The organism is Mycoplasma sp. 327 (assembly GCF_053851655.1).
On record NZ_JBSQBA010000009.1, the window covers coordinates 15,019 to 39,764 of the forward strand.

At 27.7% G+C, this 24,746-nt stretch carries 14 protein-coding genes, 2 tRNA genes and 1 riboswitch; of the genes, 3 read left to right on the forward strand and 13 right to left on the reverse strand.

Going from position 1 to position 24,746, the window contains the following annotated elements; translation table 4 throughout:
- Window positions 1-24: 24 nt before the first annotated feature.
- A complete protein-coding gene (locus ACWXVS_RS02725) occupies window positions 25-2,178 on the reverse strand; it encodes a HinT-interacting membrane complex protein P80 (protein WP_455994928.1) in 2,154 nt (717 codons plus the stop codon).
- Window positions 2,179-2,387: 209 nt separating this feature from the next.
- Between ACWXVS_RS02725 and ACWXVS_RS02730 the strand changes: the two genes are divergently transcribed.
- Window positions 2,388-3,149, forward strand: a complete 762-nt coding sequence (locus ACWXVS_RS02730) for a hypothetical protein (RefSeq protein ID WP_455993672.1) — start codon at window positions 2,388-2,390, stop codon at window positions 3,147-3,149.
- A gap of 62 nt (window positions 3,150-3,211) precedes the next feature.
- Here the strand turns inward: ACWXVS_RS02730 and ACWXVS_RS02735 are convergent, their stop codons facing one another.
- From ACWXVS_RS02735 to ACWXVS_RS02780, 10 genes are all read right to left on the reverse strand, one after another.
- Window positions 3,212-3,523 carry a hypothetical protein gene (locus ACWXVS_RS02735; protein WP_455994931.1) on the reverse strand — a complete coding sequence of 104 codons (312 nt, stop codon included), beginning with the start codon at window positions 3,521-3,523 and terminating at the stop codon, window positions 3,212-3,214.
- A 1-nt stretch (window position 3,524) separates the two neighbouring features.
- Complete coding sequence (locus ACWXVS_RS02740; RefSeq protein WP_444704803.1) at window positions 3,525-4,439, reverse strand: ABC transporter ATP-binding protein; 915 nt, start codon at window positions 4,437-4,439, stop codon at window positions 3,525-3,527.
- Window positions 4,439-12,805: an ABC transporter permease gene (locus tag ACWXVS_RS02745; RefSeq protein WP_455994934.1), complete on the reverse strand. Its 8,367-nt coding sequence runs from the start codon at window positions 12,803-12,805 to the stop codon at window positions 4,439-4,441. The genes ACWXVS_RS02740 and ACWXVS_RS02745 overlap by 1 nt, the downstream gene beginning before the upstream one ends.
- Before the next feature lie 130 nt (window positions 12,806-12,935).
- A complete protein-coding gene (gene rsmG, locus ACWXVS_RS02750; RefSeq protein WP_455994937.1) occupies window positions 12,936-13,640 on the reverse strand; it encodes a 16S rRNA (guanine(527)-N(7))-methyltransferase RsmG in 705 nt (234 codons plus the stop codon).
- Window positions 13,627-14,598: a ribose-phosphate diphosphokinase gene (locus ACWXVS_RS02755; protein WP_438340349.1), complete on the reverse strand. Its 972-nt coding sequence runs from the start codon at window positions 14,596-14,598 to the stop codon at window positions 13,627-13,629. The genes rsmG and ACWXVS_RS02755 overlap by 14 nt, the downstream gene beginning before the upstream one ends.
- Before the next feature lie 124 nt (window positions 14,599-14,722).
- Window positions 14,723-17,515: a magnesium-translocating P-type ATPase gene (mgtA, locus tag ACWXVS_RS02760; RefSeq protein WP_438340350.1), complete on the reverse strand. Its 2,793-nt coding sequence runs from the start codon at window positions 17,513-17,515 to the stop codon at window positions 14,723-14,725.
- A 208-nt stretch (window positions 17,516-17,723) separates the two neighbouring features.
- On the reverse strand, window positions 17,724-18,467 hold the full coding sequence (locus ACWXVS_RS02765; RefSeq protein WP_455994940.1) for a phosphonate ABC transporter ATP-binding protein: 744 nt from the start codon (window positions 18,465-18,467) through the stop codon (window positions 17,724-17,726).
- Window positions 18,468-18,657: 190 nt separating this feature from the next.
- Window positions 18,658-19,626: a lactate/malate family dehydrogenase gene (locus ACWXVS_RS02770; RefSeq protein WP_438340352.1), complete on the reverse strand. Its 969-nt coding sequence runs from the start codon at window positions 19,624-19,626 to the stop codon at window positions 18,658-18,660.
- A complete protein-coding gene (locus ACWXVS_RS02775; RefSeq protein WP_455994943.1) occupies window positions 19,619-20,962 on the reverse strand; it encodes a hypothetical protein in 1,344 nt (447 codons plus the stop codon). The genes ACWXVS_RS02770 and ACWXVS_RS02775 overlap by 8 nt, the downstream gene beginning before the upstream one ends.
- Window positions 20,952-21,287, reverse strand: a complete 336-nt coding sequence (locus tag ACWXVS_RS02780; RefSeq protein WP_455994946.1) for a hypothetical protein — start codon at window positions 21,285-21,287, stop codon at window positions 20,952-20,954. Before ACWXVS_RS02780 ends, ACWXVS_RS02775 begins: the two co-directional genes overlap by 11 nt.
- Window positions 21,288-21,494: 207 nt before the next feature.
- Window positions 21,495-21,585: riboswitch (TPP riboswitch) on the forward strand.
- A gap of 39 nt (window positions 21,586-21,624) precedes the next feature.
- On the opposite strand from ACWXVS_RS02780, the gene cypl reads away from it, so the two are divergent.
- The gene (gene cypl, locus ACWXVS_RS02785; protein WP_455994948.1) at window positions 21,625-22,758 is read left to right on the forward strand and encodes an ABC transporter thiamine pyrophosphate-binding lipoprotein p37/Cypl; all 1,134 of its coding nucleotides are present in this window, start codon (window positions 21,625-21,627) and stop codon (window positions 22,756-22,758) included.
- Window positions 22,759-23,068: 310 nt separating this feature from the next.
- Window positions 23,069-24,409 (forward strand): ABC transporter permease subunit, encoded by a 1,341-nt coding sequence (locus ACWXVS_RS02790; protein WP_455994951.1) that lies wholly within the window; start codon window positions 23,069-23,071, stop codon window positions 24,407-24,409.
- Between the two features lie 51 nt (window positions 24,410-24,460).
- Here the strand turns inward: ACWXVS_RS02790 and ACWXVS_RS02795 are convergent.
- Both ACWXVS_RS02795 and ACWXVS_RS02800 read right to left on the reverse strand, forming a co-directional pair.
- A tRNA-Lys gene (locus ACWXVS_RS02795) sits at window positions 24,461-24,536 on the reverse strand.
- A gap of 3 nt (window positions 24,537-24,539) precedes the next feature.
- Window positions 24,540-24,626: transfer RNA gene (locus ACWXVS_RS02800), tRNA-Leu, on the reverse strand.
- Window positions 24,627-24,746 lie beyond the last annotated feature (120 nt).

The following is a 24,746-nucleotide window of genomic DNA, read 5'->3' on the forward strand; positions in this document are numbered from 1 at the left end:
TTTCCTTTCCTTATAAAAATTTTTCTATTCTAAAACATATTTAACTATGATGTCAAATAAATAAGAAATAATATCTTTATTATTATGTGGTTTAATTATAAATTTATTTGTATTTGTATCATATTCGAAGTCAGCTACAAGATTATCATTAATTTGTTTCTTAATAAAATCTTTTATTTGACCATATTTTTTATTTACAATAGTTGCCTTATTTGTTTGTTCTAGTGTTGAAATATAGTTTAAAGCTCCTTTAATATCTGCATCATCAAAGTTTTTTTCTTTATCCGAATCAATAGGAGTAAATTTTTGTTGTTTTAAATATTCTTTGAATGTATCTTGTGAAAGAAGATCGTTAATTTGATATGTAGTATCTAATATATCGGCAAAAATAGTATTTAAATTGAATAATTCACTAGTAAATGTATTTTTGTAATTTGCTTTTGATTTAATTGCTAAATCTTTAACAATTAATTTTTGAACGGCTTCCACTGTATCAAACTTGTGTAAATTTTGAATTAATATTCCTTTTGGAGATACTGAAACAAAATTTTCCCCGACCTTGTAAATAGCGTTAATTTTATTGTCCTTATTACCATTCACAAATACATCTTTAAATGCATTACCAAATAATTTATTAAATTCTTTATCTTCAAGGTTATTAATTATTTTTTCAACCTCGTTATTATACTTAGCATATTCCTCAACGTAATCAGCATTTTTTTCTTTTGAAGCAGGATCTGCATTCAATGCACTCTCAAGTTTTGACTTAAATTCTGTTTCAAGATTATTATAACCACTAAGCGATTTTAAAACCTCAATTAGCTTTTTCTTTAAATCCTTAAACAAATTATCCTTTTGAGTATATTTATAAATACCTTTATCAATTTGTGCGTCACCTAGTAAAATTGATAATAGTCCAAAGTATGAAGATGGTTCACTTGAAGAAATTGCTTGTTTTAAATTAACAAAACCCTTTGATCCAAATTTTGAAGCATTTGCCTTATCGGCTGATAAATATTCAATTAATGTCTGGTCATTTTTTGCATGTCTTTCATCATCTGAAGTAATGTTATCGTTTTTTATTAATGTGCTAAATCCTCTAAAATCATTTAATGCATCAATTGCAAGTTTTAATTTATTGTGAGTATCATTTTCCGGATATGCTGAAAACTTAAGAAGATTAATTATTTCAGCCTTTGTTACAACCCATGGTTTTTCAGCACCGGTTGTATCTTGATGAGCAGATAATGAAAATTCTGATAAAATGGCTTGTTTTCTGTCGATTCATGGCTTGATAAATCTTTCGGGATTTCTAAATTCCTTAACAAATGATGTTGTAACAAACATCGGAATTTTGATTGAAGCTTGTGAATTTGTTTGTGACTCAATTGAATCCTCTGCTGGCAATACATAATTTTTGTTTTCATGAGCAAAAGGCAAAAATATTTTTTGACCTTTTTTAGCTATTTCAACTTTTTTGCCATTGTATTCATAAAAAACATCTTTATTGGCTAGGATACCATTTTTTAATTCATTATATGTTCAATCAGTATTAACTTCGGTTTTATATCTACGATAAGCATTTTTGTTGATTTCTAAATTAACTCGGTATTCCAAAGCTTGTTTCTCATTTTTTGATGATCCTCATGATGGCTTCGAAATCTCTTCTAAGAATTTTTCTTCTCATTTTTGTTCAAGGCCATATTGCTTTTGATACTGTCTTTTTAAATCATCAATTTCTTTTTGCACTTTTTCTTTAATTTTATCAATCGAATCTAGGGCAAAAGATTTTTCATCTGTTTTTGCTTTGTCGGCATTATAAACTGCTTGATATCATAATGAAGCCTCATACTCTTTCTCATAAAGATATTTGGCAATGTTTTTTTCAATAGAATCAAAAATATTTTTGTTTTTATTTGTTAGAGTAGGATTTTTGTCTAGCTCGCCATATGTTAAAGTTTTAATAGAACCATCTGGTTGAATGATTTTAATAATTGAGCTTTTTTCATCCAATATCGGAGTTGGAGCAGGTAGGGCCTTCGAAGCTTGAACAAGTGGAATAGAAATACCAGCTGCTAAAACAGCTGAAATGGCGGTTGCTCAAAAAGTTCCTCAAATGACCTTTTTTCTCTTAGCTTTTTGTTCAGTGGTTATTTGTTTTTTAAATTTTTCTGACATATTTGCCTTTCATTCTGAATATAGTAATGTACAAATAAAAATATTCATATTTAATTAATTAAATAAGATAACAAAATTTTACCACTTTTTACATATATTTTACTAACAACAAAACCAAGTTAACACAGGCAGCTTAAGCAATATTTAGTAAAGAATTAGCAAATTAAATAAATTAAGGTAAAAATAAATTTAAATTATAATTTTAAAATATGACTAAAATTTTTAACCATAAACTTGACATCTTGAAAGAATTTATTAATATTTGTAGTAAGCATGAGCTCTGATATAGTCTTGATTTTAATAGTCTTTTAGCAGTGGTTAATAACCTGGAATATTGAAATGAAACTGATCATTATGAAGTAATGATGACTTTTGAATCATATGAAAAACTAAGACAATTATATCCACACAAGGTAATTGATTCGGTCAAACACTCTGACTATTATTCGTTACAAAATAAATTTGTTGAAGATAGTAAAAATATATACAATGATTGCCCTTTTGTTGATATTAATTTAATCATTCCCACAACAATTAAAAAAATAAAAAAGATGTATAAATTTTCTAATAAAAGTAAAAGCTTTATACAATATTATGCCACTATGAATTATTCAAATATTCCTAAAATTAAAAACAAAATTATTATTTCTAAATTCCTAAAGGCTTTAAAAAAATCGATAAACTATAAGGATTTAGTAAATGGTCTAAACGATGATATGTATGAAGGTTTTGTTATAACATCACCAATAATTAATCATTTTTTTCTAACAAAATGATTAACAAATACTAACTATAACATTCGTATTTTTGAAAAAGATGGGCTAAAACTTCATGTTATAAATGAATATCAAAATTATTTAAGAAACATCTTTGGAAGTGATTGAAAAAACATTAAAGAAATTGCAGTTCCATATCACTTTGGCTCATGTATCGACATTATAAAAAGTGTTTCTAACAACGATGATAAATAATTAAGATTTTCTTAAATTAAAATAAAAAACCAGTTTATTACTGGCTTTTTTTCTTCAACTAATTACGCTCTTTTTTCAGCTATTCTTCTTTTTTTGGTTTGAGTAGCAACTTTTATTCTAGCAATACCAAATACAATTGCTGAAACAATTATTAATATTAGCGTAATACATATGAATACAAGTAATACTATTTTCGTCAATGTGAATGCAGAGATAAATAAAGCGATCCATATTGGTAAACACGATGATAACATGCAATATGAGGATACTATGTAAGATTTTTTAATTTTCTTTGATAGCAAAAATGCTGATAGAGTAATAATAGCAGTTGATAGTATTAATCCAAATATAATAAATAATATAGTTATAATCATTTTAATTTTCTTTTTCCTTTTTTATTAATCATTTTCGTTCTTGATGTTTTATATCCTTAATATGTCCTAATTCAAGATAAATAACTTTATCCGCAATTTGCGCAACATCAGCATCATGTGAAACAATAATTATCGTAGTTCCATAATCGCGGTTGATTTCTTGAAGAATTTTTAAAACAATTCATCCTGTTTTTTCATCAAGAGCACCAGTTGGCTCATCAGCAACAAGAATATCAGAATTTTTAGCTATTGCTCTTAGGATAGAAACACGTTGTTGTTGACCGCCCGACATTTGTGAAGGGTATTTAAACATACATTCTTCAAGGTCGAAATCCTTAAATAATTTCTTAATATCCAAATGTTTTGACTTGTCCTTCTGTAAATAAGCGCCGGTCTCAACATTATCATAGCTATTTAGATTTTGCAATAAATTATAGTTTTGAAAAATAAATGAAATATTATCGCGTCTAAATAGCGTTTGTCTAGATTCATTTAGATAAGGCAAATTTATATTATTAACAATAACCTTACCACTAGTTGGTCTATCTAGTGCACTTATTATATTTAAAAGCGTCGATTTTCCTGACCCTGATTTACCATACAATATTGCAATTTCGCCTTTTTTTATGGTTAAAGATACACCTTTTAGAACATCGGTTGCAACGTTTCCTGATAAGTAAGTTTTCTTAACATCAAAAACTTCAACAATATTGCCATCGCTATTCTTTTCCTTTTCTAATCCATCTTTTTTTCGAGGTTTATTATTTGCTAATTTATATTTTTTTAGCGTTGCACTATCTAATGGATGCCCTGATATTCCGTCAGCATTCGAAGCTATTGATGTCTCTTTTTTATTATTCATGGAAACATTTAAATCTTCATTTTTAGATTCAACTTTTTTATTTCTTCTTCACATTATTTTCCTTTCAAGGTGTCAATGGCCTTAATTTTATTTAAACTCTTTCAAGTAGCCATCGAGGTCAGAATAAACACTGTTAAGCAAATTGCTGCTGAGATAATAATTGTTGAATAGTGTAAAACAAGTGGCAAGACAATTTGAGATGTAGCCATCATAAATGCATTAAATACCGAAATCAATAGTAATGTTGCAGGTATCATTAATAAACAAGCAAATATTATAGTCGGAACAAAGTTAGCAAAGAATAGTGAAATCTTCTCGCGATTAGTATAACCTAAAACTGAAAACGTAGCTATTGCTCTTTGATTTGAGGCAATCATAATATTAGTAATAACAATTAATATTATAATGGAAATCAATAGCGACATAACAATAAAGGCTATTAGAATAACATTTACAGTTTCAGAAATATCAGCTATAAAGCCCGCCTCAATATCTTTACTATTAACATTAAATGAGGCGCCATACATAATATTTTTACCATAAATAGTATCGGGTTGTATTCCATAAAATTTCGTAAGAATACTGCGTGCTAAACCTTTAAATTCTTCATTTGAATTAGCTTGTTTTACAATCTTTTCATATTGAGATTCATTTATATTAAGAAGTCTAAATAATACGTCTTTATATCTTAATTTAGCTCCAGGGTGTGCTTCATTATAGGAATCAATATTGTGTTCATAAACAGATATATAATTGAGATCTTTATTAGATATAAATATGCGTTTAAAGAATTCTCAAACAGTTTGATCGCTTGCACCTTCAACTTCAAATGAAGAGGTCGCGCCTCAAAAACCGGTTGATGAATAAGTAGTTAAGGTATCGATTGTTTGGACTGGTGTTGTATCACTAGAAAAAATACCATTAAATGCTTCATATTTTCGTCTAAAGTCTCTAGTAATTTTTTGTTTATTTTGTGGGTTTAAGAATATAGCATTTTCTAGTTCTTGTTTACGTGCGTTTTGCAAACGAGTAGTCAATGTGTCATAACCCAAAATTTTGTCTAAGATGTCCTTTCTTGTAATAAATTCACTATTAATGTATGTTTCGGATATATCAATAACTTCAAAGGTATATTTAGTTCTTGGTGGCTTTTGATTTAACGCACGATAACTAAAGCGATCAACATGGTTTAATAAATCAAATTCAATTTTTGAACCAATAGAAAGATTGTATCTTTTTTGGGCAACAGTATTGACAATCAATGGGATTGTAGTATTTTCATTATATTGATAGTTAGCTAATTTTTGTTGTAAATCTTCATTATTAGCATTGTGCATTGAAATGAATCTACTATCACCATAATATCCATAAATCTTTATTTCTTTATTATTATATAGTGTTTTAGCATAAGTATATTTTTCATTAGTTACATCATTTCAATAAATACCGCCAAATGATACAAAGAAATCAAGACCTTCAATACGACGGTATGCATTAACCAAGAAATTACGATATTCCTGTCTATATCTCGATGTTGAAACAGATTTTGGTTTAAAGTATGTTTCATTAATGGGATCTCATTCAATAAATTCAAACTGTTCGCTAATTCTTCCGTTGGATTGATTGTTTTGATATAAAGACGACGAAGTGAAATAAAAGAAGCTCGTACGATTTTTTATATCTTCTGGCTTATTGTTGGCGAGATCTTTTTGAAATTTTTCCAAATCAGTAACGGCAATAATATTTGATATGTCACTATCTTCAACATTTAAATAATCCTTACCAGTTTTTAACTTAGAAATATCAATTAAATATTGGGTAGCTTGCATTTCTTTTGATACACGCTTAAATATTTGCGCGACTCTAGCTCTTTGCGTTTCAGGCAAACTAGCATAAGTAATATCTCAAGGGCTTAATTCAACCGATAAATCAATCAAGATATCAAGTGATGATTTAGTCAACACTGTTGGTGCATACGGAATATGTGGGACATCGGTATTAAATGAACTGCCTGGTCTTAAGAAATTCGGATTAGCATAATCAAGTTGACTACCATTTGATGAAGATGATCCAGCTAAATCATTAGGAACATATAATAATGAATTTATATCAGATTTATTATAAGTAACATAAGGCCCACCTTCAGTTGTCGGGCTTTCAAGATCAAGCTTAAATTTATAGAGTCTATCTTTATATGTTTTTGTTATAGCCTTATTAAAAATGTTATTTGACGATAAAAAGAACATAGAAATCAACGATGTGGTTGAAAATGCTAAGAATAGCGAGAACATTTTTCAGAAATTATTTAGTGCCATAGAGGCGATAAATCTTGCTTTAACTGGCAGTTTTCTAAACATTGCTGAAATTCTTTGAGCAAAATTCCCAACCTTAACCTCAACAAGACCACTCATTAACTCAATAGGTTTTTTTCTAACAGAAATTGCTGTTATTATAAAAATTAAGAAACTAACAAATAACAACGGTGCAATTATTGTACCAAGGATGGCGGAGGTGTGAATAGGAATTATATTATTTTCAAGTGTCCAGTATGAAGACAAAACATTCATTGCTGTTCCCTGTAAGGCAAAACCAACAATATAACCAAGTAAACCACCAACAAAAGCAGGGATTCAACCAAAAGCACAAAATGCAAATGCTATTTTTGAGGTTTTATAACCCTGAGCACGCAATATTCCAACAACTTTATTTCTCGCTTCAATATATCTCTTCATAATAAAGTATATGATGAATGCAACTAAGATAGTTAAAACAGAAATTAAATAGAATGTGGCATTTTTGATTGAGTTAACAATAGTTCTAATGGTTACAATTCTTATCTTTCTTTCAGGATTTATATTGTCTAATTCATCTTTTAAATAAACCTTTTTGTTAAATGAATTAGGATTAATAAGATTAATATCATTATTAAATTGCTCCTGCAATTCCTTCGGCGATTTATTATGCAAATATTTTCCATTCTCATCAACAGGTGCTTTAACTAATGCATAAGTCTTAACAGCAAAAGTTGGATATGCTGAGTTTATACGGTCAAAACCTTTTGAATTGACATAAATAATTGCTTGGGTATTAGTATCTACTTGAATATTTTCTTCATTAATAACAGGATATAAATAATCAACAGTTGAATCAATACCAATGATTAAATACTCCTGCGTATTAACTTTAACCTTGTACTTTTCATCTAATGAAGAAATAAATAATTGCATAGCATAAGGGTTCGATAGATATTTGCTTATATCACCTTTATAGACTTCCTTACCGTTTTTAGATGCATAACCATAATTAACTTTAGCAACATATGAGCCTGAATCTGAATAAGAAATTAAATTTGATATTTTAATAGGTTCTATGATTTTATATACTGATTTTTCTAAAGATGAGGTAATATTAATACCAAATAAATCAAGTCCCTTACCATTGCTATTTCTTAATTTTTGATTAAAAATATAATTAAATCTAGATAGGTCTAAATCAATAGAAGTATCGTTTTTCGATTCAACATAATAAGCAGAATTTTCAAAATTTTGTGTAATTGCTTCGATTTGATAAAATATATCCTTAACATTCGAAGACTTAAGATTATTTAAAACTTTTTTAACAATATAAGCAATATTACCTTCATTTGGATTTGGACTTAAAATATAATATAAAGGAATTTGAGGAAAGCTTAGTAGTGTCAAAGGATTTAATAGATTATTAGGAATATTTAATAATGATAAATGATTATTAAGTCTTGAATTTTCAATAACCTTTTTGAATGCCAAATCTAGTTCATAATCATCTTTAATTAACGGTTTTATAGGAGTTTTGTCATTAGTTTCAAGGAATGAATCAAGAAACATTTTTAATGAATTATTGTAATAAGTTGGAATTTGCGAGGCTGTTGCAATGTAACCAAAGTTATAAGTAAGTTCATTTGAATTCTTAATTAAAAGGTCAATTATTTTATCAATAGTTTTGGTGTCAATTCCAGCATTAATTAAATTAGATTTAAATAAATTAATACCGTGCGATTTTTTCAATAAAGAAATAAGTTCACGATTTGCTAAATTAGTATGTGCATGAGCATAAGGAATTTTTAAAAGTGTTGCTTGATACTTATTATCGCTTCCCAATATTCCCAAACTAGGAATTGGATTAATAACTTTATCGAAGTTTTGCATTGCCTTAACAAATTCAGGATTTAACGCTAGTTTATAGATTTCATTTAGAACAAGTTTAATTTGTGCATAAGAAAGTTTTTTAGCATATTGCTTTTCAATAATCTTTTGTCCAGTATTTTGATCAATAGATATTTTATCCTCAATACGCTCAATTCTATTCAAAAAATAAGCCATCTTAATCCATATGCTATATAAAACAAACATATTTTTAATAATTGATTCCTCACCATTTGCAAGAAATGATGAACCTAGATATTTAGCAAGAAAATTATGCAAGGTTTTTAGAATTTCTATTTGTGATTTTTTATCTTTAGCATTTGAATCAATAATTGCTGATAAATAGGCTAAATCAGCATATGATTCGGGCTTTTGGTTTTTGTCTTCTAATATAAAGTCGAACTTATTATCCCTTGGTTTAAGAGATTTGAGTTTTAAAAGAGATACAAAGTTAAAATATTTTTCAAGTTTAGCAAGTAATTTTGATAGATTATTTAGCTCAATATCATTAACAAGTGCTTGCTGTTTAACAAAATCAAACTCAGATTTAGTTAATTTTAATAAAGTTTTAGAATTTATTGCTTGTTTTACCTTTGCAATAATCTTTTTGATATCAACTAAATCAAACTCATTAATAGGAACATTATATGACGAAGGAATAGAAAAACTGCTAGACAAATTATTTGGCAATGCTAATTTAGGCAAAATAGCCAAATCTAGTAATGAAATTTTTCCTTCTTCTTTGGTTGGAATAGAAATATTTAATTCTTTAACCAAACTTTCTGTTTTGTTTGAAAAGTTAAAAATTTTAATAATCGCATTTTGAATTTGAATAATTTTGCTTGCTGAAATTTCATTTTCGCCAACAAGGTTTAGAGAGGACATAAATGCTGCCAAATAATCAGATTGATTTAAATATTCAGTATTGTAATCGTTATAAATTTTATTATTAGCTGTAATTGGATATTTATTAATCTTAATTAATTTATTAAGTGAATTAGTGAATTGTTCAATATTTATATTTGAAAAAATACTAAATAGTCCTTCGTTAATATTGTTATATGAGCCATCTTTATTAGCGTCTAAGGCTTTAAAGAATTTTTTAGCCTCATCCTTCGTATTTTTATCTAAGTCTTGATTTATATTTTTGTATGCTTGAACTCATTTTTGGTAGTAGCTGCTTTTTTGCTCTGGATCAAGTATTTTACTAAAATCTACTAAATTAAAAAGGTTCTTAATGGATTTTTTGAATTTTTCTTCATTCAATGAACTTAATAAAGAAATAATCATCCGTTCATGAGACATTGTTCAATATGTATCATTTACCGCAGTAAACGGTTTATATGGATGGCGATCGTATCAATCGTTTATTATTGCTGAAAATTTAACAAAATCAATTGATGAAAATATTTCGGTTAAAATATCGAAAATTTTTTCTTTATCTCTTATATAAACAAATAGATCTTTTAATGAAATCTTGAGTTGTGGAATAATGTATAAATTAGAAAAATTTAAAATTCCGCTTAGATTATTTATTTGTGAAACAAGATAGTTTTCCCTTTCTTCATTAGTTTTAGCCGATAGTAAATATTGTTTTTTGAAATATAAAAATATCTTTGCAAAGAAATTATGAATGAAAGCATTTGCATTTATATTTATGTATTCAAGATTTTGGTTATTATCTTGCGGCAGAGGTTTAACTAAAAATTTAATAATATCTAAAATTGTTTTTTCTAAAATAAAACGGTTAGTTTTTCCGATGGCAAGCAGTGTATGTAACCCATTGCTTTCAACAGAATCGGTGACAGCTTTGAAAATACGATATACATCACGGCGATCAAATAATTTTCCAAAATCTGTATCTAAAAGAACTGAACGTAATCTATCAACTAAGGTTTTAATTGTATTTTTTTGTGTAATTTCAAGAGTTAAATCTGGTGAAATTGATCCGAATGATATTGGTAAACTTATTGCGTTTCTAAATTGAGGATTAACAACGGCTCAACCATTTGCACCTATTTCACCACGAACAGTATAATCTTGTTGAACAAGGTAATTATAAACTTCATCCAAGCTTAAATATTCCTTGTCATTAACTAAAACCTTATTTCACACGATATCGTCTGTAAAACCATCAATATTGCTTTGAACTAAAAATATATATTTATTTGGTCTAGGCATTGCAATTGCCCCAACGACAGTAGATCCTCCGGGGCGCTTTATTTCTGGCGTAGCAGTAGTTAAAACCAATATTTTTCCATCAACTAGGGTTGGAATTTTTGTGTTTTCAAGAAAATCATAGTACTTTTCAAATCTTATATCCGCATTAAAATATTCATTATTTGGCGTAAAATTACGAAAAATAGTTTCAACTAACGACCTAGTATAAACAGCAGGAATTTTAGTTATAAGATTGCTATTTTTATCTGGCTTTAATAAGAATTTATCAACATTTTCATTTGAAATACTTGAATGCAAAATAGATGGATTAAGACTTTCATTATATAACTTACCGACATTATTTTCAAATCCTAGTATTTTTTTATCCTTATCACCAATATTAACAAAATGAAATACATTCTTTTTTGCGTTGCCTTCATTAACTGTTTCAACAGTGATGGTTTTTCTAATACCTAAATTATCTTTACCAACAGTTTTTTTAATATCTTCCAGTATTGAAGAACGAGCAAAACTTAAAGCATTATTACGAATAAAATTTTGAGCTGCATTAAGCTTGCTAACATTTGATACATCTTGAAATTCTTCATCACTTAATGGCTGCGATCCTAATTTATTAAATTCTACTTGCTTAATATTTCATAAATTAAAGGCATCAAGGTTTTGCTTATTTTTAGGAATTCGTGTATTTTCTTTCCCTCCACTTCACGGCTGTTTAAAGGTAACATCAATATCATTTTTATCAATTGGAACCGTTTGCACAAAGGTTTGTTTATATTTATTTCCAATACTATAGGCAGTGGTTATGGTCTTATCTCAATAAGAGAAATATAAATGCTGCTCATATTCTTTGGGTTGATTTTTGCTAAATTGCTCAATAAATTTAAAGTACGATCCTTTTCAATTGGACTTATCTTCTTGATTGCTTTCATTTCAATTTAAAATGTAACGATATCAATTATATGAAACCATTCGCTCAGCTCTTCTTATTCATCCTTCCGGAATTTTATAAGTATTATTAGAAGCTAGTTCGATATATAGAGGAGAATTAGAAACTATTTTATTTACATTTGCAAATGTCCCGAGTTTAAAATCATCAACAAGGATATCATCATTAATAATATTTCATTGTGTTGTTTTTTGGTTGCCAGCAATTTTAATTTTTGCATTTTTAGCTTTTTCTTCATTAAAATATCACTTTTGATCATTTGTTTTTTTTTCAAATCCCATTAATTCAAGGACTTTATTAGATTCAATAACATATAAAACACCTTCTGCTTTTCATTCATCATAATCTTGGGTCAAAAATGATGCTTGCTTAGTTACGGTATTGATATAAAGAGGCGAGGATTCTACAACGCTATCTTTAATTGTTTGTTGATTAAAAGGTCCTTTGGGACCATATGATATAGTTAAAATATCACCTAATTTTACTTTTGTTTTAAATCTTATTAAGTCATCGGTATTAACTCTGTTTACTTTAGTTACCAAAGAATATTTATTTCCCTCTTTTTGATAAACTTTAAATTTTCTATTTTCACCCGAAAAAGTAAATTCTCTAATCTTTTTTGGATTAGGGTTTTCTTTATTAATCTCGAATCTAACACTTGAAACTTGACCTGAAAGTTGTTCATAATATAATTTTAAAAAGTCTTCAGTCTTCAAATAATATTTAGGATTGGTGTTTCAATTTTCAATAGTATCTTTTATGTTAATAAAATTGTGCTCGCTTCCCGGCAAATTAATCGTATAAGAAACATCCGAACCATTTTTAGATGATTCGAATTTTATTGGCGAAGTAATAACACTATGATTATCCTTATCAATTTGATTATATCCATGGCTAGGGATGACTCCTGAAGGATTAATATCTAAATCAACAGTTAAATCATGCAATTTAGAAACCTTATCATATGCATTTATTGTTCGTGAATATGAAGTCTTAACATCATTTAACAAAGTAAATAAAAATGTTGTTAAGAAAATTAAGATTGTTAAACAAATTAATGTAACTTTGTTTTTAGCAAGTGACCTAAAAACTTCTTTAAATAATCTCTTCATCTCTCACCCCTTCCCAAACTTTGTAATGTTAATTATATAGTTTATTAAATTATTATTTAATAATAATAAATTTTTTTAAATATGCAACAAAAAATTCTGCTCATGTACATAATGAGCAGAAAATTTAAATTTATTTTTTGGAATTTTCTTTAATAATTATCGACCATTTTCTTGGGATAAAATTAGGGGTAGGAATTTTTTTTTCATAATAAACCAAGACATTATCGATAGTAAAAAATTTATTTAAACATAAAGTATTAAATTTAATTTTTAATATATTCTTAATATTTCTAGAATTATCAATTTCCTTTTGAAAATTAGTTGATTTTAAAAAACAAAAAATTGAGCCTATTTTTCCAACATGATGAGATATTTCAACAAGATTCTTTAATTCTGAAACTGCTCTTGCGCTTATAAAATCAAATCTTTCCTTTTCTAATGATTCTTCTGATCTTATTTTAAGAATCCTTACATTTTTTAAATTACATTTTTTGACTACAAGCCATAAAAAATTTACCCTTTTTTGCATCGGCTCATAAATTGTAAGATTAAAATTTTGACTATATATTAAATAAGGGATAATAGGAAAACCTGCTCCTGAACCAATGTCAAGAACCTCCTTATTACATAGATTTGCAATATTTTTATTTATATTTTTAAAAATAAGAATTGATTCTATAATGCCCTCTTTAATTAATTTTTCACCGTAGAAACCAGTTAAATTATACTTCTTATTTTCTTCTTCAATTAACTGATAATATAAATAAAGTTTAGCAATTATGTCTTCATCTTCAATGCAAAGATATTGAGTTATAATTCTTCTAAATTCTTCCATTACTATATTCTTTATAAATTTCACTTATTGATGTGCTATTAGTATTAGCCTCAATAACTAAACCAAGAAATTCGGCCATTGATAATTCTTTTAGCTTCTTAAAATGTGATAAATGTGAGTGATCTACTGAATTAGTTATTATAACTTCATCAATGATGGGATTGCTTTCAAACATTTCAAAACCTCTTGAAAATAACCCGTGTGTTGCAGCGATAATAACTTTGTTAGCGCCTTGTGCCTTTAGTGTTTCTGCGGCATGTATAATAGTTCCACCAGTATCAATAATATCATCGTAGATGATTACATTCTTACCATTAACATTACCTAAAACGCCCATAATTTCAGATACATTTGGGCCAGTTCTTCTTTTATCAATAATTGCAATTGGTTCATCGGAATTTAGGCATTCTGATAATTGACGTGCTCTAACTGCGCCGCCATGATCAGGAGAGACAATAACAAATTTATCTTTTCTTTTTCTTAATTCCTTAGCAAAAATAAATTGACCTCTTAGATCATCAACAGGAATATTAAAAAAGCCTTGAATTGATGCATTGTGCAAATCAACAACAATAATTTTATCAGCACCAGCAGTTTCTAATAGATCAGCAACAAGTTTGGCTGAAATTGGATGTCTGCCGCTTGTTTTTCTATCTTGTCTTGCATAACCATAATAAGTAGTAACACAAATAATTCTTTTTGCGCTAGCACGCTTCAGCGCATCAATAAATATCAAAAGACTCATTAAATTATCATTGACTGGTTTTCCTGTATTGTTGATAACAAAAACAGTTTTATTTCGAACAGTTTCGTCGGGATAAACTAAATTCTCGCCATCAGCAAAAACAACTTTATTAACCTTTTTAACATCAGTGTCTAAATATTTAGCAATTTCATTAGCTAGTTTTTCAGAATTATCCATCCCAAAAATAATTACATTTTCATCTAATTTTTTCATTTTTTTTAGCTTAAATTTTCCTTCCCTAATTTTTAATATTAATTTTAATATATTAATGTGTTAATATTTAACTTTTTCTTAGATTATTACAAAATTAAAAAAATAAGCCAAGTTGACTTATTAATTATAAGAAATGCTTATAGATCTTACGATAAATAATTTTGGTTATTATCACAAGAAATGTATAGGTTGAAAGCAATAGTGCAAGCCAAGCATAAAATATCGAGGGTAGCGGTGCTAGTTGCAAGGAAGTATTTAGCTTTGGAATATAAGGAAGAGCAGTTACCAATGCAACTCCGGTCAAGGTTGAAATAATCACCGGAGTAGAAGCGTTAGATTTAATTAGTGGCACTTTATCAGTTCTTAATAGATGAATAACAAAAGTTTGTGTTCACATTGAGATGACTAATCATCCGGCTCAAAACATCAATCTAAATTCTTTTTGTTGTTCAAGAGATAAATTACTATAATCACTAATTTTGGTAAATGTTGTTTGTTTAATTGCTTGTGGAATGATAACAAAAAATAATAAACAAAACGACATAACATCAACAATTGAACTAGCAGGGCCAAATCATAGCATAAATCGCCAAATAGACTTATGTCCCCATTGCCGCGGAGATTGAATAAATTCTTTATCTACATTATCTCACGGAATTGTTCCACAACAAAAATCATAAATTAAATTTAAAAAAATAATTTGCACAGGTGCTAAAGGAATAAATGGAAGCATAATTGAGGCTATAACTACGCTAAAAATGTTTCCAAAGTTTGAGGACACAGTCATTTTTATATATTTATTAATATTGGCATGAGTTTTTCTTCCCTCAACTATCCCTGTAGCCAAAACATTTAAATCTTTTTCAAGAAGAATGATATTAGCTGACTCTTTTGCAATATCAACTGCTGTATCTACAGATATTGATACGTCAGCAACCTTCATTGCTGGTGCATCATTAATACCATCACCCATGTAGCCAACAACGTGACCATTATTACGCAAAATGGTAATTATTCTAGCTTTTTGATCGGGGCTAAGTTTAGCAAAAATTTGTGTCTTTTCGACTTCGATTGCTAGCTCGACATCACTAAGTTTAGTAATATCTTTTCCTAGCAATATTTTTTCATAAGGAATGCCGACTTTTGAACAAACTGCCTTTGTAACCAGTGGATTATCACCAGTTAGTATTTTTACTTCTACGCCCAAATTATGTAACTTCTTAATAGCATCTTCAGCAGAATCTTTCGGTGGGTCTAAAAATGTTAGATAGCCTATTAAAGTCATATCTTTTTCATCGTTTACACTCAGTTTTCCGACAGCATCAATATTAGACTTTTTGGAAGCGACAGCAACAACTCTCATTCCTTCTTCGCTAAATTCCTCAACCTTATTCAAAACTTTACGGATTACCTTTTTATCAAGAGGAATTACTTTTCCATCTAAATAAATTGTGCTACATACATTAATAATTTCTTCAACAGCTCCTTTAGTAATCAATGTAACCTTATTATTTTTAAGAGACTTTACAAGCACTGACATACGCTTTCTATTGAAATCGAAAGGAACCTCATCAATTTTCAAATAATGCAGTTCAAGATTATCTAATGATTTTTGTTCATCAGCTAAATCAAGGGTACGATTAATAATCGATTTATCTAGTAGGTTTTTTAATCCTGTTTGATAATAAGAATTTAAAAAAGCATACTTTAAAACATGATAATCCTCTTTCCCATTAACATCAAGGTGCCTTTCAAGAATAATTTCATCTTGAGTTATTGTTCCAGTCTTATCAGTACATAAAATATCCATAGCACCAAAATTTTGGATAGAGTTAATATTTTTAACAATAGTTTTTGCCTTCCCCATTGCGATTGAACCTTTTGATAAACAAGCAGTTACAATCATTGGCAACATTTCAGGGATTAATCCGATAGCAATAGATATACCAAATAATAAAGCATTAAATCATGCATTGTTTCCTTCAATCTTTTGATGGGTTAATCCAACAATTAAAAAAATGATAGGAATAACAAAAGCAATGATGCAGGTTAACATTACAGAAATTTTTTTAATACCCTTTTCAAAGTTAGTAGGGACTTGTTTTTCATTTAATTTTGAAGCCACCTTACCAATGACAGTATCATTTCCGACTACTAGCACCAATGCCTTTGCTGAACCAGAAATAATGTTTGAACCCATAAAAGCAAGATTGGGTCTATCTGTCAGATTATCATAATTAGTTTGTGCATCAATAATACTATATTTTTCAATTGCATCGCTTTCACCAGATAACGAGGATTGCGAAACAAATAAGTCTTTTGCTGCAATAATTCTAACATCACCAGGAATAATATCGCCAGCTGCTAAATGGACAATATCACCAACAACTATTTCGTCCATCGGTATTTCCTTTAGAACCCCATCACGCTCAACCAAACAAGTTGTCTCAATAATTTCAATAAGTTTATTGGCACTAGAAGCAGATTTTTGTTCTTGAATAAAGTGAATAATACTGCTGGCAAAAACTATAACCAGAATAATAATGACAGTTATATAATTAACTTCATTATACTTACCACTACTTATTGGCAATATAATATCGACTACAGCAGTAATAATTGTAAGTATAAAAAGAATAATATTAAACAAATTAAAGAAAGAGCGGATTAATCTTTTTCCAGCAGTGTCAGCCCCTTTTTTGGAAATTTTATTTACACCATATTCATCGCGGTTTTGCTCAACTTGTTTTTCAATCTTGATACCATTTTTAGAAGATTTATATTTTTCAAATAAAAGTTCTACATCACTAATAGATGCTTCAACTAGTCGCTTATTTATCGGATTATTTTTTGCCAAATCTTGCTTAGATAATTTAATATTTTGACTTTCAATATTATTAACCTTTGCTTTCTTCATTATTCACCTCCTTTATATTTAAAATATGTTTAAGGAAGCAGTAATTCTACATAATTAACAAAATGTGCTTAGTGAAAACACAATATTTGCACTACTTCGATCACTACTTTGTACTTCCATTAAGTCACCTTTCCATTTTATATTTACTTAATTTTACATTAAACAACAATTTAAAAAATAAAAAAGTAATAAACATGCCTCTTAATATCTAACTTTCATATAACTGTTCTAATTCTTTTTCAGAAAGATTATAAAGGTCTCCATTCTTAATTATTTGACCATTATTAATAAAAATATATTTAGAAAAATTATTTCTAAGGACATTTAAATCATGAATATTAACTAAAACTGTTGTGTTATATTTCATGTTGATATTTTTTAAAATTGACATTATATCCTTTGATGTCTTAATATCCAGTGAACTAGTTGGTTCGTCAGCTAAAATAATATCAACGTCTCTTAGCAAAATTTTTGCTATTTCAACACGTTGTTTTTGTCCACCTGATAAATCAGAAATTTTTGTAAAGATCTTATCTAAAATTCCTAAGGAATCGAGAACATTATAAATTTCTTGTTTTTGTGATTTAGTTATTATTTTTAACAAGGAAAATAACACATTTTTATATTTTGAATAAAAATGCAAAATATTTTCATACACATTTAGCGACTCAATAAGATTTGTTTCTTGCGAAAGATAACCAACTCTCTTTACTATTTTTTTTCATTGTCGTTTCGAAATGTTCTCTATATCATATTCATTAATAAAAAGTTTGCCTTGACTAGTTTTTAGTTGTTTTAGAATGGCATTAAACAATGTAGTTTTTCCTGAACCAGATCTTCCTATAATAGCAATCATTTCACCTTGATTAATTAACAAATTTATATCATTTAATATATTCATCTTTGATCTTGGATATGCGGCATAGTAATGCTCAAATTGAATTTTCTTCATATTTTAATATTATATTGTAATTTTTAACATATTAATATAACGCAATTATGCAAAAAATAAATTTACATCATATTAATATTAACAAATAGGCCTGCCATCATAAATTCTCAATAAATTAAACTTAAAAGACATAAATAAAAAAACTCCCAATTAAAGAGAGATTTCCATGTTTAAACAATAGCTTTAATCATTACTTAAAATCTGGTTCTATACCTAAATTTTTAAGAATTTCAACAACAGTTTCCTTCATTTCCTTTGAAAATGAATCAAATATGGATTGTTCATCATCTGTTAATCTAATTTTTGGTAAATGACGATAACCATTTCTTCCTAAAATTACAGGTAATCCAAAATAAACACCACTATTTTCATACTCTTGTGGGAGTTTAACTCCTAATGAATAAATTGCTTGACGATCAGTTAAAATTGATTGCGTAATTTCGGCTAGATTTTCACCAATTCCAAAATTTGTAATTCCTTTTCCAGTAATAATTTCAAATGCTTCATCCTTAACTTTTTGATTTAATTTTTGTAATCATTCTTCCGAAATTGTATTATTTGCTAATCAATCCTTTAATGAACCAAGTCCTATTCTTATTTTTGAAAACGGAATTAAACATCTTGCTCCGTGTTCTCCAATAACGAATCCAGTAATCGATCCTGCCTTAACATTAATTTTTTCAGACAGGAATTTTTTCATTCTAGCGGTTTCAAGAATTGTTCCAGATGATATAACTCTTTCAGGAGCAAATTTTGTGATTTGTTGATATATTGAAGCCATAATATCAACCGGGTTTGAAGCAATAATAGTAATACCATTGAAACCTGATTGCTTTATTTTTGTTCCTATTTCAGCAATTAATTTAGCATTATCTGTTAATAATTCAAGTCGATCTTTTAAAACTCCATCCTTCGGTTTTACCGATGCAGTAATAACAATGATCTCAGCATCTGCTAAATCTTGATAAGTTCCAGCCACAAATGTTGAACCGCTTTGTAACATCGAACATGCAGCATCATTCAGATCTTTAGCTTGTGCTTTTGCATATTCAACAAAGGCATCAACCAATACATAATCAGCCTCAATCGATTTATTCAATGAAGCATATAAATAGGCCGAACCAACGGCCCCAACGCCAATAATTCCTATTTTAGTCATTTTTTTGTCCCCCCATTAATTCGTTAATTTTTTTAGCCATAACGATATTAAACGTTTTTAATCCGGTTTCTTCAAATGGATCTATCTTCATAAGATGTGCACTCATTATTGATGCACGATGAATAAAGGAAACAATTCAACCCAATGTTTTGTCCTCTAAATCACTAATAACTATATCTATAAAAGGTATTTGAATACCTAGATAATAATCCTTAGTTGCTTGCAATAATGCCTTATTTACATTGTTAAATGTTTTCTTCATTAAAAAATTAAGTTCATCGCCATCATTGTCATTAACAATAGCTATATTGAAGTCAAACATGGGATTTTGAACCAAAATATGAGTATTAAACATTCTTCTTTGCTTATTATAAAACAAATTAGCAAACGTTTTAGTATCAGAAGGATGAATAAATGTGTTAACCTGTATCCCTTTATAACTCCGATATGAAGACGAAACCAGATACATAGCAAATAAATCATTTAAACATTTATAAATTTTAGATCCCGAAACAATATTCTCAATTGCAAAAATATCTTTCTCTTCATGATTGCGATCTTGTTTATTAAATATATATCTAACTAGAGCATAACGATATGCACTATTATTTTCTAAATTTGTGTTACTAAAATATTCATTTGCTTCTTTTGCACCTTCAATATAATCATCAATGTCAATATTAGCACAAGCAAGAGGCAATAAAACTGCTGCTGAATAGTTTAAATATCTTTCAGGGGTATTATCTAATAAAACTAAATGATTATAATTTTTTGTTTGAACAATATTGAATAATTTTCCATAGTTGTTATTAGTTGTTATAAAAATATAATTGGTTGCATTATTTCTGCCAACCTGTATATTAAGTAATGTAACCAATTCTCTAAAAACAATTAAGCTCTCAATATCCTCTCCATTTTTTGATATAACATTAATTGCAAATGACCTATTTTCTAAATATTGAATTAGGTTTAAGATATCTATTCCTTCATAACTTTCATCAACATACATAATCTCAATTCCACAATTATTTCTTAAGCGGGAATTCGCTAGGCCTATTATACTCTTTGATTGAATACATATATGTTGTGGAGCAATGACAACAAAGGTTTGGATTTTTTCATCATTAAAAAATTTGACAATTTTTTTTATCTTTGAATAATCACTCCTTTGGATATTTCTATCAATTTCAAAAAAACCAAAATTTTTATATCCTTCAATTTCTTTGGATTTTATTTTATCATTAATATCGTTAATAATATCCTTATATTTACCACTAAATAATTTAGAGTCAATAACCTGGTCAGATAAAAAATCTATCTTATTTTTAATCGCCATAATGTATTCCTTTATTTGTAAAATCAAGCAATTTATCAAACTTAGCGGCATTTTTATCAAGTTTAAAACTAAAAGGATTTCTTAATTCCTTTGGATGAATTTGCTTAAATGAAAAAATAAGTTCACCATTTGCTGCTATATCAATAATTATTAGTTCTTTAATGTCATTAATCTTAAAAAATGAATTCAAATTACTTATATAATAATCACTAACTTCAGAAATGCCTAAATAACCAACATGGTTGGTTTTGGTTATAAGAGTTATAAATTTGCTTGAAATTTTGTAAACTTTTGCCTTTATTATTTGACCGACTGAATAACTCATCTTTTTCCCTTTTAAATGTACTTAGTAGCATATAAATTATATGCTAAATAACAAAAAATAATTATGATATCCAAAGTATATTTTATATTTTCAAAGCAAAATAGCATATCTATAAAACTTACTCTTAAATCCAATATTAATTACAACATAAGTAAAAAGAGATTTTTTCCTTTTTGCAAACTAAAAAGTACTATAATTGAATCATAAATTTATGAACAGGGGTGCCCATTAAGGCTGAGAAATACCCTCGTTAGCTGATCCAGATAATACTGGCGTAGTGAGTTCTTATTTTTTGGTCATCATCCCTTTTTAATTAAATTGAAGGGATTTTTGTTTTATGAAAAATAAAAAAATAGCGTTTATACTAAGCCTAAGCACTCTAATGTCCACATTTGCCTTTATTTCTATTGCATGCAGCGCAAAGCAGGATGCTAATTTAACATTAAAATTTGTTATAAATGAGCCTTTTTTTGGTAATAAAAAACATCTATTTTTTAGCAAAATTTTATCTGAATTTAAAAAGAAAATAAATAAAGATGCAACAATTAAAGTAAGATACGTTTCAGCAAATAATGATATAGCTGGTATTGTTAGAAAAAAAACAAGCAACATTGCTATCATTACGACTCCTTTATTTATCAGAAACAATGATCAAAATATTATTCCTATTTTGCAAACTATGACTAGGGCATTTAAATTTGATAAAAATTTTAATGATAGCTACTCAGATGGATCAAACACTGACAAATTAAGAATTATTGCTGCTAAATTACAAAAATTGTTTAATAAAAAATCATATACCGCATGAACCGATGAGGAATATAGTTGGAATGGAAATATATACGAATATTTCTATGCAAAAAATAATGAATTAGTTGAATACTATCGTGGCATTATAATGATTCAAGGCACAAATGAAGAAAGAGAACAAATTAAAAAAGCATGAGACAATAAAGATTGAAATACTTTTAGAAATTTTGGTATTGTGACCGGTAAGGAAAGCAGCGGTTCAAAATATATTCTACAAGAAGCATTATTCAAAAAGCATTTTAATCTAGAAAACAATAAATTTAATTCTTTTGCTGAAGATAAAATAAAAAATATCGAAAAATATACGCAAGGAGAAGCAAAAAATATAGCGAATGGTTCACTTAAAAAATATCATATTGTTTTCGATGAAATGGCCTCGTTTGCCTATCGCAATAATAAAAGGGGCAAGTTTTACACCCCTGATGATGGGAATGTTAAAATTGAATTTTTAACGGCCACTGATCCACTAAAGTATAATGTTGTAGTGGTTAATAAAGATGATTTCAATACGGAACAAATAAACTATTTAAAAAATATAATAATAGACTTATGAAGAAATAACGAAGATGATTATGGTCCTACCGTAGGATTTAATGGCTACAAAATAATTAATGATGTTGATAAGGAAGTAATACAACCTTATAATAAAATATTTAGTTAATATGTGATTAAAAAGAAGCATTTTTAAAGAACAGTTAAAATTAGGCAATACTATTTTAAAAAACGGACCATATCGGCTAGTTTGAAAAATAGCATTTTTTGTTTTTATTATTTTACTAATTATAGCTTCAATCTATGTTGTTAATTTTAGTTTTGCACCATCAGGTATTAATCTCTTTATTAAAAATTTAAGGGATTTTTTTTCTCCAAGTAGTTTTAGCAATATATATAAACAAAATCTCTTTTATATTTCTTTTTTGTTTTTATGAAATAGTATAAAAATAATTTTCCTAAGTACAATTATTGGATTCATGCTCGCATTTCTCACTTCATATTTTTCTAATATTAAAACCAATAGCAAATATATAGCTATTCCATCTAAAGTTATAGTAATTGCTTTAAGAATTTTTCCAGAATTGTTTTTTGTATATTTATTTAAAATTTCTTTTGATAAAAAACTAGCGATAGCATTAATTTTTTGTTGATTTACATGACTCTGATTGCATGAGTATTTTTCACAAATAATTGAGAATGCTAATTTTAGTATTTTTTATCATTTGGTAAAATCACAACACTCAAGACAAAAGGCTTTTTGAACAGAAATATGACCTCAACTTAGAAAAAAATTCATAAGTTACTTCATCTATGCATTTGAAACAAATTTACGTTGGTCAGCAATACTAGCTAATATCGGTTTTTTAGGGATAGGAATTTTAATAAATCCTCAAATTCAGCCAATAAATTATACAGAACTAATAATACCTTTGTTAATACTAGTTTCCTTCTTGTTTTTAGTGGAAATTATTAGTGAAAATATAAACAAATTCCTATTTGAATCTCGAAAACAAGATAATATCAATTTTAAGAAATATCAAACTAATAATATAATCAAAAAAACTTTTATTTCACTATTTATTTTACTTACCTTTGTGCTAATTTGCATAGCTATAAAAGATTTAGCTCATGAAAAATTTTATGAGACCGAAGCTACTGGCTTTTTAAATAATATGTTTAAGGGGAGTTGGAAAGATATAATTTTTAGCTTTAGCGAAGATGGAATTTTTTGGATTATTATTCAATTTGCATCACTTGTATTCTTAACCTTCATTTTAACATATTTTATTTCATATTTTAGAATGCTATTAATGTCTAAATCAATAGTAGGAAAACATTTGAGTATCTTCTATAAGTATTTAAATATATTAATAAGAGCAATACCTGCTGTTATTATATTTCTAATGCTTTCAAATCTTTTTGAAGAATTGTCAGCATCATTTGTTTTTGCTTTTGGTATCCATAGTGCATCTTCAATATCAAGAAACTTATATCAGACAATTAATAACATTAGTATAGAAAAAATAAAAGAATTAAAAAAGCTAGGCTTCTCTAATTTTTTGATATATAGAAATTTTATTCGCCCAAAAATTAGACTAGATTTCATTAGCTTTGCAAGCCTAGAACTAGAAAAAATAGCTAGAAATTTTATAATTTATGGTTCTTTGTCTTCTTCATTATTAGGCCAAAAAACAAATCTAACAAGAGCAAAAGATATAGCTGACGTTTCGCCTTATTTGTGAATAGGTTTTATTATCATTGCGCTAATCAGTTTCACTTCATATTTCATAAGATTTAGTATTAAACAAAGAAATTAAAATAAAAGACAGATAATCTGTCTTTTATTTGTTTATGTCAGTCACCTGAAATGGTACGCCCTAGAGGATTCGAACCTCTGACCCAATGGTTAAAAGCCATTTGCTCTACCTTCTGAGCTAAGGGCGCTTCTGGTGCCCAGAACTGGACTTGAACCAGCACGGCCATTACAGCCAACGGATTTTAAGTCCGTAGCGTCTACCATTCCGCCACCTGGGCATTAATTGATTAATGCTTAAATATTATAATATATTTTTTAAAAAATAAAAAAAATTAATTTTATTACCATTAATTAGCGTGAAAAATGAGCCACCGATATTTTGAATTTGTTTAATTATA